The sequence below is a fragment of the Bartonella numerosa genome, from assembly GCF_037070845.1.
GTDB lineage: Bacteria > Pseudomonadota > Alphaproteobacteria > Rhizobiales > Rhizobiaceae > Bartonella.
This window is the reverse complement of the sequence record NZ_JAYMZI010000010.1, coordinates 1-15,217: the sequence shown is the minus strand read 5'-3', so window position 1 is coordinate 15,217 and position 15,217 is coordinate 1. Positions and strand designations below refer to the sequence as shown.

Sequence of the window (15,217 nt, the reverse complement as noted above, 5' to 3'; positions counted from 1 at the left end):
TTAGCTTATTCACCTTCTATTTGAAAGCCAGAAAGTTTTGCGACGTAACGGGCAAGCTGATCAATTTCTAAATTAACTTGATCGCCAATATTAGCCTGTCCCCAAGTTGTCATTTCAAGTGTATGGCGAATAATCAGAACATCAAAAATATTATCCTCGACACAATTAACAGTCAGCGATACTCCATTGAGCGCGATAGAGCCTTTTCTCGTAATAAAAGGCAGCAATCGCGTTGGAGCTTGCATGTAAAAACGAACAGCATCACCTTCATTACTTTTATCAACAATTTTAGCTAAGCCATCAATATGACCAGAAACTAAATGCCCTCCCACTTCATCACCGAACCTCAAAGAGCGTTCCAAATTAACAAAAGTTCCCTTCATCCATTGTGCAAGATTAGTGAGACGTAATGTTTCCTCCCATGCTTCCACAGAAAACCAATTTCTAGCCGTTTTTTCTGATCCCAGCTCAACAATTGTCAAACAAACCCCCGAACACGCAATCGATGCACCAACTCTCAAACTATCCGCATTATAGCATGTAGAAATATTTAAGCGTACTCCTTTATTCAAAGGTTTAGCAGCTTCAATACGACCAATATCCGTTACAATTCCTGTAAACATAACGTTTTGCGCCTCCATTTACAAAAACGGTCATTTCCAAACATTTTTGTCTCAACTTTACAAAATTCTGAAAGATACTTTTCAAAACGAGGAGCCTCAATACGATCTTCACCTAAAACAACAGGAGTATGAAAACATATCAAATGATCTACACAACCAGCATTTAAAAATTTTTCTCCTGTTTTCGCCCCTCCCTCAAGTAAAACGCTGCTGATTCCACATTTATAAAGCAATTGTAAAATAGCAAGAGGCTGCATACAACCATCGCTCACTTCCACCGAACGCACAGAAACACCGTGCTGTTCTAGTGCCATTATCTTATTTTTTTTTGAAAAATCTGCATCACAAATAATCCACGTTGGAATTTTTGCTGCTGTTTTGACAACCTCCATATCAAGCGGAATACGTAAATCTGTGTCTAAAACGACGCGTATAGGTGAACGCATCCCTAATCCTAATAAACGGCAATCTAGTCTCGGATTATCCGCCAATATAGTGTCAATGCCAACAACGATAGCGTTATTCTGCGCTCGTAAAATATGAGTGTGCGCATGTGAAGCTGTTCCGCTAATTTTTACTCCACCTTGCCCTTTTTTACCCACACCGTTATCCGCAGAAATTGCTATTTTAAAAGTAACCGCACATCGCCGCAATTTCTTAACACACAGATGATCACACAACGCCTCAAAAGCTTTTTCAGCCAAAACTCCTTCAACGACTTCAATACCAGCAGCTCGCAAAAGAGCGATGCCACGCCCATTAACTCGGTTATCTGCATCAGAAAGAGCAATAACAACCCGAGCAATACCCGAATCTATGATCGCATTTACACACGGCTCTGTTTTACCATAATGCGAACAAGGTTCCAAAGTTACATAAATCGTAGCACCACGGGATGAAGAACCGGCCATGCGTAAAGCCTGCACTTCAGCGTGCGGCCTACCGTGGACAGCTGTAACGCCATACCCAACGATAATCCCCCCTGCAGTACCATCACTCTGCACAACTAACGCACCTACAGAAGGATTTTCACCAGTCAGACCTATATGACGTTCTGCCAAACGGACAGCCGCAGCCATGAACCGCTCGTCTTGCATTTTTTCACCCTTATTCATAAAGACGAGACTCTGTATCTGTTATGTCTTTTGACAACTCATCTATCACATCGTGAAAATCACTTGCACTACAAAAATCCCGATAAACTGATGCAAAACGAATATAAGCAATATCGTCAATCCCCTTTAACGCCTCCATCACAAGACACCCAATCCTTTCGGAAGAAATCTCAGACTCACCCGAACTCTCCAATTGACGTATAATTCCAGAAATTGCCCGTTCAATATGGCTAAGATTAATATTACGCTTACGCACAGCAACATCGACTGACCGCATCAACTTATCACGATCAAATGGCTCACACCGACCGCTCTTTTTAGAAACCAAAAGCTCACGCAACTGAACACGTTCAAAAGTCGTAAAACGGCCGCCACAACCAGAGCATACTCGCCGCCGCCGAATTGCCGCGCCCTCTTCCGCAGGGCGCGAATCCTTAACCTGAGTATCTTCGTGTTGACAGTAAGGACAACGCATACTCTCCACCTTTATCTAGGGGTAAAGGTGAGAATAAAGCGGGAAGCTGTCAGTCATATTTTCTACTTTTTTCTTAACAGCCATTTCAACTGCATTATTATCCTCATCGCTTTTTGCAACTCTTAAACCCTCAAGGACTTCTGAAATTAAATCAGCGATTTGCCTAAATTCTTTTTCTCTAAAACCACGCGTCGTCCCCGCAGGCGTACCCAGGCGAATACCCGATGTCACAAATGGCTTTTCTGGATCAAAGGGGATACTATTTTTATTACAAACAATCCCAGAACGCCCCAGAGCCAACTCCGACAACCTCCCTTTTAAATTTTTCGAACGCAAATCAACCAACAACAAATGATTATCCGTACCGCCAGAAATAACATCAAAACCATTACGTTGTAAACCTGCGGCTAAAACTTTTGCGTTAGCAACCACATTAGCAATGTACTCCTTAAAAGCAGGCTGTAGGGCTTCCCCCAATGCAACCGCTTTACCAGCTATCACATGCATCAAAGGGCCGCCTTGAAGACCCGGAAAAACTGCCAAATTAACCTTTCTAGCCAAATCTTCATCATTCACCAATATCATACCACCACGAGGACCACGCAGCGACTTATGTGTTGTCGTCGTCACAACATGCGCATACGGTATAGGAGAAGGATGCGCACCACCGGCAACTAAACCTGCGATATGGGACATATCCACCATTAAATAAGCTCCGACTTCATCTGCAATTTCGCGAAATTTTTTCCAATCCCATACACGCGAATAAGCTGTCCCGCCTGCAATGATGAGTTTTGGTTTATACTCTTTTGCAAGACGTTCAACTTCTTCTATATCAAGAAGTTGATCTTCCTGACGCACACCATAAGAGACAACATGAAACCACTTTCCGGACATGTTAACGCGAGACCCATGCGTTAAATGACCACCAGCATCCAAACTCAACCCCATTATTGTGTCCCCAGGTTGAAGCAAAGCCAAAAATACAGCCTGGTTCATTTGACTTCCTGAGTTAGGTTGCACATTTACAAAAGAAGAACCAAATAGTTTTTTAGCTCTTTCAATCGCTAAATTTTCAATTTTATCCATAAAATGACAACCGCCATAATAACGGTTTCCAGGATAACCTTCCGCGTATTTATTGGTTAAAACCGACCCCTGTGCCTCAAGAACTGCTCTTGAAACAATATTTTCCGATGCAATCAACTCAATATCACGCTTTTGACGCTCAAATTCGCCTCTAATTGCGTCGAAAACTGCAACGTCAGTAGTTTGTAAATCATCATTAAAAAAATGCTTCCGTGCATCACCCACTTGCTGAATCATAAAATATGTCCTAACATCTCTAAAAAAAACAACCTACGATAGCACAGCATGCCGTATAGATAAAACCATTTAAGGCCGTGCTCGCCTAAAAAAACAGCGGAAATTTTTTATTTTTTGAGAGCCCATTCTGCAAATAAAACAGTATGTATTTCAAAGATATCCAATAACTTATCCTGATTATGACATGGTGAGCTGAATATAAAGAAAAGAGCTTATTAAGACAGAGTAATGGCAGCAAAAATTTTTATTGATGGTGAACACGGAACAACTGGACTACAAATACGGGAGCACTTATCAAAACGTTTAGATATAGAATTGCTTTCTCTTTCTCACACAGATCGCCATAATATTAGTGTGCGGCAGGATTCCCTTAGTCAAGCGGACATTGCTATTTTATGCCTTCCGGATGATATTGCACGTGAAACCGTTAACTGGATAAAAAATAATAAAAAAATCAGAATAATCGACAGTTCAACGGCTCATCGCATCACACCAAACTGGGTTTATGGTTTTCCCGAAATGACAGCGGGACAGAAAAAACGTATTCGAGAAGCACGTTACGTAACGAATCCCGGGTGTTATCCGACCGGAGCTATCGGTCTGATTCGACCACTTCGTGAAGCAGGACTTATGGACGCTGATTATCCTATCTCAATTAACGCAATATCTGGCTACACCGGCGGTGGAAAACAGCTAATCGCACAAATGGAAAATCGGTCTCTAGGAGAAGGTACCAAAGAAAACTATTTCGTTTATGGCCTTGATTTAAAACACAAACATATTCCAGAGATTAAAAGATACGGACAAATCAACAGAACACCAATTTTCGTACCGAGTGTTGGGCGCTTTCCCCAAGGAATGATTGTGAATCTTCCCCTGCATCGTAGTTTATTTACAAAATCAGCTAACCTCTCCGATCTACATGAAATTTTTAACAATCATTACGATGGGCAAAACATCATATCAATCGCATCGCAAGAAGAAACCAAAGCGCTTACCAAACTTAGTCCAGAATACTTGGCGTATAAAAATGGTATGAAACTATTTATCTTTGGAGATGAAAATGAAGGTATTTTCAATCTCTGCGCAATATTAGATAATTTAGGAAAAGGTGCATCCGCAGCAGCCATCCAAAATCTCGATTTAATGCTTTCAGCCAATTGAAAATTCTTCGATAAAATCTCATGCAATAGAGGAACAACTCCCTTTTGTCGCTCGCCAATGTGAAACTGAAAAACATAATATTATCAATGCAGTAATTTGATGAATGAGCCCAAAACTTATCGGAACTTCGTTCAATAATGTGATGATTCCTAAGAATGCCTGAAAAATGATCATAATACATATAAAGAATGCACGACGAGCATGCGTTGAATGTGGAGCGTTTTTTTGTACGCACCAAGCATGAACAACCGCTACAATAAATAAAAAGTAAGAAAAAAAGCGGTGAACAAACTGAACCGTCAATGGATGCTCAAATAAGCTAAGCCAAACGGGATTATAATTTAGCAATCCGTCAGGAATAACCTGACCATCCATAAGTGGCCACGTATTATAAACCTTACCTGCGTGAAGTCCTGCAACTAAAGCACCCAAGTAGATCTCCACAAGAATAATAACAACAAGCCAACCCGCAAAATGTTGAATCATTTTACTAGCTGGTCTTTCTGAATATTCCGCGAGTCCCCTAGATAAGTAATTAACAAAAATAATAACAAAACACGCTGTTATAAGGTGAAATGCTAAACGATATTGGCTCACGCTTGTCAGACTGCTTTTTCCTATGCCTGAAGCCACCATCCACCAACCAATAGCACCTTGAATGGCAATGAGAACTGGCACAATAGTAAGCTGGAGCAAAACGTTCTTCTCAATACGCCTTTTCGCCCAAAACCAAATTAATCCTAACAAAGCCACCATACCAACGAGACGCCCAAGAATACGGTGTCCCCACTCCCACCAAAAAATCACTTTAAACGCACTCAGAGTCATATCATTATTGAGTAACTTATACTGCGCTATCTGTTGATATTTTAAAAATTCTTCTTTCCATTGTTCCACACCAATAGGCGGTATCACACCATGAACTGGCTTCCATTCGGTTATCGAAAGCCCAGATCCCGTCAAGCGAGTAGCTCCTCCGACTAAAACAATTGCCAAACAAAGCAATAAAATAGAATCAAGCCATATCTGAATCTGTCTTCGATGCTTTTTCTGCGATGGCACCAAAACAACATCATTAAGTTTTTCCATTTCCGCCTCTAATTCTCACATATCTACATCTATCTTTAATCAAAAATATTTTCTAAATTCAGATGCTAACCCCACCTATTGTAGAAAACACTACAATTTCGGCAAAATACAGCCACATTCATCATAGATGCAGCGTCCCCCACTATCTTGCGATGTCTAAAACGCAGCAACGCGATAGACGATCTTGGGAAGTTTACTTATCATTTTCATTACCCAATTTTGTCCATCAATAACAGTATCACAAATATAACAATCTGTTAGCTCTGCAAATTGCTCAAACCCATATTTAGGTTCTGTTTCTATTTCTAAAATTATAAAATCATAGTTTTTTTTAAACTCCCGCAATATATCGGGAATGTTTTTTGCAAACTCTTGCGCGCGAGCGGGACTCGTCAACCCTCGAGGAAGAATATCAACACCTGTATCATAATCACGATAAACAACATCTTGCAACTGTATATGTCCTGTTAAAATATCACTCAGCCCCCTATGAGGGCCAATCATCTTTTCTATCATTTGACCAGAAACATTCACCAATAAAATTGTCTTGCACTCTTTTATGAGATGAAGAGACAATTTAGCAGCCATTCGCGCAGCCTCAGAACCAACTATTGAAATAACGGAAGGGGCGCTCCATTTCAGGAAATCAGATAATCCTTCTATTGTAGCGCATGCCTCTAAACCGTCTGTAGCCTTAGATAGTGGAATACTGCTACCAATTCTCTTTGATTGCTTTCTTCTTTCTCCAAGACATCTCTGCAACAACAGCAACCCACCAAAAAAAACAAGCAAACCTGCAAGCACACCAACAATTTTCCCATAAAGCGTTATAAAAGAAATTGGTGATAACGTTGTCGGAACAATGACATGGACTCGTATATCTTGCAATGATGGATCCTCATTTATCGCTTTATTTCGTGAATCTACTGTTTCCCGTATTTTATTTTCCAATTCATCGAACATTTTATTCAAAGAATCGTACCTGTCCTTCGCAGAAAAACCGATCCTCTTTCTTAATTGTATTTCAAAGTTCTCCGCGATAATTTCATCCGAATGAATTTGATTGACGATCTGCAAAATTTTATCATTCAATTGCCTAGAAATTACTTCAGACTCTGCGGTCATGGCCTTAATTTGTGGATGCTCCCAACCTAATTGTGCGGCCATATGTGCTTTTTGCGTTTCTAAAAGATTGCGCTTGGATTCCAATACAGAAATTGCCGAATTGTTTGTAATAAACGACAAAGATAGCAAAGACTGCCCGTTTTTACGAATCGCCCTAATAGTCGAACTCAAATTTCTTAAATAAATACGTTTCAAAGTTGCTTCTGTTAACTGCGCGTAAAGATCTTTAAGCTCGATTTGTCTCACATCGCGACGAATAAAAGAATCAATAGATGAATGAAATTCCTGTATTATGCTTGGCACTGTGGTGTCGTCGTATTGTTGATCAATATGTTGCCTCATCGATAATAATTTTTCGTTTTTCTTGACAATCGCTTCCAAAAATGCAGCGAACCAAGATTCTACCCCGTATCGGGCATCCGCAACAGTCTTAGCTTCGAAAACAAGATTGATTAGTTCGCCATCACCAGAAAAATAAATATTTTCAGCGAAATTTTTCTTGTAAAAATTACTTAAAAACAAACTATTAGAACTTGCATAACTTAAAAATGGAAATACAACCGCATTGCTTTGGTTATCAACTGGCAATGACTTTCCCGCGGGATCAGATAGCGAAAACGTTAAAGTCGCTCTGTAAGCAAAAGGGCTGGAAAAATAGTATAAACAAACGAGTAACACGCACAGAGCCGCAAACAATGAAACAATCACTGTACCCCACAGCGCTATGCGTATTGGCGGCTCTTCGTTGTGCTTAAAATTCATTTTTATATTAACCAACAAAGTATTTTTTATTTTTCATTAAGTAAATAGCACCAACCATCCCCTCAACTTGAAGATAATCCCCATGAGATAAGCAAAATAGTTAATAATTGTAAAAATTTAATTCATATTTTGTTTAATATCATCTAGTCGCTTTTTTGCTTCGGAAGTAAGCACTGCTTTAATGATAACAGAACCGTCTTCAAGTTCTTCCTGAATTATTTCGCCAGAATTTTCATAAAACCAATTAACAAGCGGCATTTCGTGATATTTTAAAACGCACTCAATCCTTTGCATTTCTCCGAAAATGCGCTTTTCGATGGCTAGCAATAACTGATCCAATCCCTTACCCGTGAGTGCTGATACTGCGAGAGCAGGATTCAACAATGTTTTTGCACTTTTTTGCAAGATACTTAGTGAATCTTCATCTAATGTATCGATTTTATTCCAAACCTCCATGATGCATTCTGTATCATCAATACAAACGCCTAAACTTGAAAGCACATCCAAAACATCTTGGGCGTGAACATGATGCTCGGCATCTGACATATCTCTCACATGAAGGATCAAATCAGCCTCAACTACCTCTTCAAGAGTTGCCCTGAACGCTGCAATTAAATGTGTTGGCAAATTAGAAATAAAACCCACAGTATCAGATAAAAGAATGGTATTTCCATGAGGAAGAACAACTTTGCGTAAAGTGGGATCAAGTGTTGCAAACAACATATCCTCTGTTAATACATTTGCACCACTTAAACGATTAAACAGAGTTGATTTTCCCGCGTTAGTATATCCAACCAAAGCAACAACGGGAAAGGATGTTTTCTTTCTTTTAGCCCGATGAAGAGCACGTGTTTTGACAACCCTTTCCAATTCGCGACGAATACGAACAATCTTCTCTTGCAAAAGACGCTTATCAACTTCAATCTGCGTTTCACCCGGACCACCTAAAAAACCGCGCCCTCCACGTTGCCGCTCCAAGTGAGTCCAAGTGCGAACGAGCCTGCTTTTTTGGTAAGATAAACGCGCCAATTCAACTTGCAGAACCCCTTCTTTTGTCCGTGCGCGATCACCAAAAATTTCAAGAATTAAACCTGTCCTATCAATAACTTTGCAATCCCACAGTCTCTCCAGATTGCGTTGCTGTACCGGAGTCAAAAAGTAATCTACGATAGCAAGGCCAGCGTGACTCTCATTTATATAACGAGCAAATTCGTCTGCCTTGCTCTTTCCAAATAAAATCGCGGGACATACCACGCTGATATTGACTGCTCTATGATGAACAACGTCCAACCTTATAGCGCGAGCCAACCCCACCGCCTCTTCAAGCCGAGAAGACACAGAGCGCTCACGCAGCACCTTTCCATTTCTATTTTTGCGAATAATCGGCACCAAAACAATAGTACGCACTTATTTTACGACCTGCAAAATTTCTTGCCCTTCTCCCACTTTTATCCACCACAACAATTGACACAGCATCCAAAACGGGATACTGAATCTATAGTGGAGTGGTTCGTTTACTCGGGGCTCTCACCCTCTAGCATCTGCACAGGCTGCCCAGGCATGATTGTGGAAATAGCGTGTTTGTACACCAGCTGAACGTGTCCATCGCGGCGCAAGAGAACGCAAAAATTGTCAAATGACGTTACGACACCCGTCAGTTTAACGCCGTTTACAAGAAAAATCGTCAAGGAAATTTTTTTCTTGCGGAGCGTATTCAGAAATACATCTTGCAGATGTTGTGATCGTTCTGCCATTATTTTTGTACCTTATGTTTCGAATTGCATAAAATATTCGTGCACGCATATCGACCGAAAAATACCAAATTGTCAACGTAGTAACATCAGAATTTTGGCAAAATACCGCCTACTCCCAAAAAAAATACTATTTTGTAAGACGACGAATACTGCACTTGCCAATATCAATCACAAAATACGAAAAACCACACACATTTTATTTCTAAAAAGCTATCTATAGAAACACCAACGCACACATGGTTGTTATATATAGAGGATTTTAAAAGAGAATAAATAGAAAATTTTTCTAGTTCATACTTCAAATTCATGCTTCAAAAAGTTTATGTGAGGAGCCGATTTATCATAGACATAAAAAAAATGACGATGTTTTAGTTCGGGGGGAGTCACAATTTGAAGAAACCTTTAAAATACCGATACAATCGCAACTTCCCATCATTTTCCGCGGATGAAGCATACCCAGCTACATAAAATCACGAATATCAATCATAAATAAGAGTTTTGAACAGCATCTTTATTTTTAAAGAATCAACATAGTAAATTGTTTTAATTGATTTTTTTATGTTTTTTGTGTAAGAGATAGAATTCGCGTTAACTTTATCTTTATAAGTTTTCACAATTTTGCCCTGAACATATTCCTTTCTAAATAATTAACGGCTAATATGTTTTGGGAATATGTGGAAAAAGACGCATCTCTTTTCCGTCTGTAAAGCACGAGGCGAGTATGGCACGCAGAACCAAATTGAAAGCGTTCGAAATTGAAGTTGAAGAGGCTTTTAAAAAAGCCATGGATTTTGACTTTAATAGAATGGCAATTGAAACAACGTCATCGAATAATTCCGAAAATGTCGTCAATGTAGATGATTTGATTCAAAAAATTTCAGTAGCGGAAGAAGAGATTTTGGCTGAAAATGGCACTTCAGAAATTTCCTCAAATATCCATGATGACGCTGTTATCGACGAATCTGTTGTTGAACAGCTTTTTTCTAAAAAAACTGAGCGCGAATTTTTAGGTGGAACTGTACGCGATACACTGTTATCTGCGCAACCTTCCCCCGCAAATGATGATGTGACGACTGCTCTAAGCTTTGAATTACCGAAGCAAAAGTCCCTCTCTCCAATTTATTGGAGTACAACAGCGCTCAGTGCTCTATGGGCAGCGGGGGGTGTTTTTATCTCTCGTAGATTAGCACCTGCTGGACTCAGTTCTCTATCAGATATTGCTGTTTTTTTTACATCTCCAACTGGGCTATCCGTAGCAGCAGGAACTATAATTCCAATTCTCATGGCCTGGGGATTTGCTCAACTGACAAAGCGCTCAAACGAATTGCGTAATATTGCTGTTCTCATGACAAGTGCGGCGCAGCGCCTCAGTGAGCCACAGAATATGTCTGAAAAACAAGCTATTGCTATAGGACAGACTATCCGTGAAGAAGTAGCTGCAATGAATGAGGGAATCGAACGCACTCTCGGACGTGCTGTTGAACTTGAAGCTATCATACAAGGTGAAGTTCATAATTTAGAACAAGCTTATGCTGAAAATGAATCGCGTATCCACACGTTGATCAAGGAGCTAAGCAACGAACGCATCGCCATTCTAAATCATGCAGATCGCGTACAATCAGCGATTAAAGGCACACAAGAAAAGCTGAGTGACGAATTCGACTTGGTTACATCTAAGGTTGTAACCAATGTTAAAAAGCTTGCGCAAACCCTTTCCCAAACTCTGCAAAAACAAGGAGAAGACCTTGTTACAAAAATTTCTCATGCAGGCGACGGTGTGACGAATCAACTCGTTGAAAAATTCAATGAAACCACAACGCAGATTCAGGAAAAAAATACAAAATTTTTCAATGACTTAGGGAAAAATTTTGATGATTTCTCACAGCGTTTTGATAATAACGAAAAGCAAATAGAGAAAACCTTTAATGAAACAGCCTCTAAAGCCGAGATGCATATCGCCAAAATTGCGACGCACATACATACTGCAACAGACCAGGCTTTATACAGTGTCGATGAAAAATTTAGAGCGCTAGACGAGGCTGTTATCAGTCGTAATAATCAGTCTTTAGAAAATTTCAACGAAAAAATTATGCAGCTCGATGAGCATGCATCTAAACTTTCTCTTAAATTCGATAACATAACTTCAGAAGCTATTGGAACATTTGAAGCTCGTCTAGCCAATGCTGACCTTTCTCTTAAAAAACATAGTGATTCCATTATTGATTCTTTTATTGCTCGCAGTCAGGCTCTAGAGGATAATGCTGAGAAGCTTAGTAACTTCTTGGAAGCTCATGCCTCACGTATTAACGTAGACCTCAAAGAAAGAACAGCCAGTATCGCTGATGCATTCACGGATGGACACAACAGCATCCGCTCTGCAATCGACAGGAGTAAGGAGACTCTGAGAGAAGAAATAAAGACCATAGATGGTGCGATTGTCGAAATTGTACAAGAGCGTTCGCATGATTTCAAAGCACAGCTCTCTAACCAGCGGGACATGATAGCGGACATGCTTGGTGAAGAAAAGGATAAAATCGCTGATATGTTTAAAAATCAGATTGATTCCTTAGCTCAGAACACCTCAAATATCGAAAAAACTCTGATCGAAAATACTCAAATTGTTGACCAATGTACTGGAAAACATGTTGCGGACATAGTTCAACATACAGATAAATTGCGGGAAGTCATTGCGCAGAGCTGTGGTGCAACTACAGATGCTTTAGAGGCACAGGCCAGAAATATTGATATACGTGCAGACGCATTGCGCGACTCCTTGGCCATCAATAGTTTTTCTCTTAATGAAGTTCTTGCGGATCAGGCGCGCACACTTGAGCAACGAATGGAGACGATTTATGACCTCATTGCAAAGAGCGATATACATGTTGATATTGCCCTGAAGAAACAGATAGAATCCGTTGAGCAGGCAATTTTTGCAAATAACAAAAGCATTACTGAAGCCGTCCAAGGACACGTTAAAAGTCTTGAAGATCATGCTGAAACTGTCAAAAGCACACTCTCTCAATCTAACGGCATGTTTTTTGAGACTCTTGAATTGCAAGTGGGATCGTTCGATGAAAGCTTAAAGAATCGTGCAAGCAAAATTTTTGAATGTGCAGTCACGCTAGAAGAGGCATTGTCTGAAAGACTTGGTAAAATATGTGAAACTATCGAGACGCAGACGTCTGTTTTTGAAGAACATTCTGGTACATTGCAAAAATCTATCACTTTAAACAACGAACAAAACCAAGCAGCTCAGCAAGCATTGGAGATGAGTGTAGAGAATATGCGCATTACGCTAGAAAATTCTGTTGATGCGGTTGCTGAAAATTTGCACAACGAAATTACAAAGGCTTCCGATGTTCTTTCTTCTACGAGCGAGTGTATAGCTTTGTCGGTTGCGGGTATCGCTGAAAAAGCGGGAGATGTTATTTCAGAAACTGGTGACCGAATTGTATCAAATGTTCAGCAAACAATCTATGATACTAGTGATAGAGTCCTTTCTGTTTTATCCGAGAAAACAGCTCACACTTTAGAAGCTTTCGCTACTGCAAGTCATAACGCGCAAATATTATTGGATGAAACAATTCACACTTCAACCACAGCAATTGAACAAGTGCTAAGCGAACGCTGTCATGTGCTTCATAGCTCCATGCAAAATTTAAAAAATGACCTTGGTTATCAGCTTTCTGATGTCAGTAATCGTCTAGAAGAGGCTAAAAAGCAAACGACTATTCAAATTTCGGGGCATGTCGAAAAGCTTGCAGAACTGGCAAGTCAGTTAAATCAAGCTGCACAAAACACGACGGATTCTGTTGGCGATTTAACTCAGAAAGTCAGTGAACAATTTACTCTTTCAACGCAAGATGCTGAGCAAAGAATTTATGCGCAAAATGAATCGTTTGTGAATACCTTAGCGCGGACGAATTCTGAAACACTTAAAACCGTAGCAGCGATGAAAGAGAATTTTGTCAGTGATGTCTCCTCCGTTCTTGAACAATTAAACCAGTCAATTTACAACATCCACGAGAATAGCAATATTTTGATATCTGCAGTTCAAAATGTCGACGGTGAGTTTAGCAAAACTGCGAGCAACTTCTTCCATAAAACCAGTCAGGTAGCAGAGCGTCTATCGGCCTCAGGCCAAGCCCTAAATGGCAATGTGAATATTTTACAGGGGCTTTCACAGAATACATTTGAACAAGTTGCCCATATCACGAGTAATTTTGGGCAACACGTTAAAACACTTTCTGATCTCATTCACGTTTTTAAACAATCTGAAAATACACTCGGCGTAACAATTGAAGAAAAGCATAATGCTCTGTCTGCGTTAAGTGGTGCACTCGTTTCGAAATCTGACGAAATTAACCAACTGATTGGACATTACGAAAGCGTTATTAACTCAGCGTTTGAGCGTACAGATAAGAATGCGCGTAACTCTACAAATTCGCTTCAAAAGTCACTAAATCAGCTCATTAATGAAGCTTCAACGCGTTTCTCAGGAGCGGCAGAAGATATACGCCGCTCAGCCGATGAAATCCGTTCAGAAATTTCAAAAATCAGTAATGACATTGATGAGAATGTCCAGAAGTTGCCAGAAAAAACAAAAGAAACAACGCACGCAATCCGGGTTGCTCTGAGTGAACAGATTGCGGCACTGAACGATTTGACAAATGTTGTACAAAAAAGTGATCAGTACAACAGAAATAGTGATCTTGCACAAATGAAGATTTCATCACCAATATCTGATAGGAAGGAGAATATCTTTCCCGAATTCACAAAGAAAATAGTGCCGCCGAAACCTATCTTACAGCGAGAACAGAGTAAAAAAAGGCAGGATAAATGGGTGTCTAATCTTTTAAAGAGGGCCTCGCGTGAAGAATCGTTGTATGAAGAAAAGGACGAATATACCGCCTTTCCTCCAGTGCAAACAGAGCCAAACCTTGAAAATAAACCCCTTAATTCATTAGCGAACGATATGCTGCGGGCCATAAATCACGGTGCTATCGTCGAGTTATGGAATCATTATCAACATGGAAAAGCAAACATTGCGGCAGAACGTCTTTATACTCTAAGCGGAAAGAAAGTGTTTGAAACGGTCAAAAAAAGGTATGTAGGTGATATGAATTTTAAGCGTTCAGTCAACCAGTTTGTCATGGATTTTGAAGACCTCTTGCGAAAAGTGTCTCGCAATTTTGGAGATTCTCGTTCAGTTCAAAAGTATCTGATATCAGATACTGGAAAAGTTTACACTATGCTCGCTCACGCGATCGGACGCATCCAATGAAATATTTAAAAAGTGGAAGGAAATATGATCTCCCGTTTTTTTATTAGCCTTATTGGAATTGATAACTTAGTGATGATAGCTACAGTATTTATCTCGATCATTAAGAGTACAGCGAAAATGAGCTAAATAGTTGAGTTTTGGCTTTTTGATATCCTGGTAATAAAACACTTTAAGATGATGCTGATAAGCGCGGGTGTGTCTGCACCGCAATACGGGGGATGTGATCTTTGTTTTATTTCGATGGTGTTCAAGCGCATTATACCAGACTTAAGTTTTAAGCGTATTGAAAACGCTTTAACTAAGTTTCTCGAATATTTTTTTATTTATTTATAATTGTTATGCTGTATTTAATTTACATATTTGAGCTTATAAAAAATTTTGTGATAACGAATATAATACATATTTATAGAAATTGTTTGTATAATTTTACCATTTATAACTTTTATAAAAAGTAGTATCATGATAAAAAAACTAGAAATTTTATCTGTTTTATACAATAT

10 protein-coding genes are annotated in these 15,217 nt (G+C 39.6%); 2 read left to right on the top strand and 8 right to left on the bottom strand.

Translation table 11 applies throughout. The annotated features are described in order from the left end of the window. Positions 1-5: 5 nt before the first annotated feature. The 4 genes from WCP75_RS04180 to glyA are packed head-to-tail and all read right to left on the bottom strand — an operon-like array spanning position 6 to position 3,539. Entirely contained in the window at positions 6-623 is a 618-nt protein-coding gene (locus WCP75_RS04180; protein WP_336276991.1) for a riboflavin synthase, read from the bottom strand. Continuing rightward, positions 605-1,738, bottom strand: coding sequence for a bifunctional diaminohydroxyphosphoribosylaminopyrimidine deaminase/5-amino-6-(5-phosphoribosylamino)uracil reductase RibD (gene ribD, locus WCP75_RS04175; RefSeq protein WP_336276990.1), 1,134 nt, complete (start codon positions 1,736-1,738; stop codon positions 605-607). The genes WCP75_RS04180 and ribD overlap by 19 nt, the downstream gene beginning before the upstream one ends. Continuing rightward, positions 1,731-2,213 carry a transcriptional regulator NrdR gene (nrdR, locus tag WCP75_RS04170; protein ID WP_336276989.1) on the bottom strand — a complete coding sequence of 161 codons (483 nt, stop codon included), beginning with the start codon at positions 2,211-2,213 and terminating at the stop codon, positions 1,731-1,733. The genes ribD and nrdR overlap by 8 nt, the downstream gene beginning before the upstream one ends. Before the next feature lie 15 nt (positions 2,214-2,228). Continuing rightward, the gene (glyA, locus tag WCP75_RS04165) at positions 2,229-3,539 is read right to left on the bottom strand and encodes a serine hydroxymethyltransferase (protein WP_336276988.1); all 1,311 of its coding nucleotides are present in this window, start codon (positions 3,537-3,539) and stop codon (positions 2,229-2,231) included. A 228-nt stretch (positions 3,540-3,767) separates the two neighbouring features. On the opposite strand from glyA, the gene argC reads away from it, so the two are divergent. Next, complete coding sequence (argC, locus tag WCP75_RS04160) at positions 3,768-4,703, top strand: N-acetyl-gamma-glutamyl-phosphate reductase (RefSeq protein ID WP_336276987.1); 936 nt, start codon at positions 3,768-3,770, stop codon at positions 4,701-4,703. 18 nt (positions 4,704-4,721) lie between these two features. Here argC and WCP75_RS04155 read toward each other — a convergent pair whose 3' ends face one another. The 4 genes from WCP75_RS04155 to hfq all read right to left on the bottom strand — a co-directional run bounded on the left by WCP75_RS04155 (position 4,722) and on the right by hfq (position 9,433). After that, positions 4,722-5,792: a COX15/CtaA family protein gene (locus WCP75_RS04155; protein WP_336276986.1), complete on the bottom strand. Its 1,071-nt coding sequence runs from the start codon at positions 5,790-5,792 to the stop codon at positions 4,722-4,724. A gap of 156 nt (positions 5,793-5,948) precedes the next feature. After that, a complete protein-coding gene (locus WCP75_RS04150; protein WP_336276985.1) occupies positions 5,949-7,679 on the bottom strand; it encodes a hypothetical protein in 1,731 nt (576 codons plus the stop codon). A gap of 117 nt (positions 7,680-7,796) precedes the next feature. Continuing rightward, positions 7,797-9,086, bottom strand: coding sequence for a GTPase HflX (gene hflX, locus WCP75_RS04145; protein WP_336276984.1), 1,290 nt, complete (start codon positions 9,084-9,086; stop codon positions 7,797-7,799). Positions 9,087-9,193: 107 nt separating this feature from the next. After that, complete coding sequence (gene hfq, locus WCP75_RS04140; protein ID WP_336276983.1) at positions 9,194-9,433, bottom strand: RNA chaperone Hfq; 240 nt, start codon at positions 9,431-9,433, stop codon at positions 9,194-9,196. 721 nt (positions 9,434-10,154) lie between these two features. Here hfq and WCP75_RS04135 point away from each other — a divergent pair. Further along, positions 10,155-14,717 carry an apolipoprotein A-IV repeat region-like domain-containing protein gene (locus WCP75_RS04135; protein WP_336276982.1) on the top strand — a complete coding sequence of 1,521 codons (4,563 nt, stop codon included), beginning with the start codon at positions 10,155-10,157 and terminating at the stop codon, positions 14,715-14,717. The last annotated feature ends 500 nt before the right edge of the window (positions 14,718-15,217 follow it).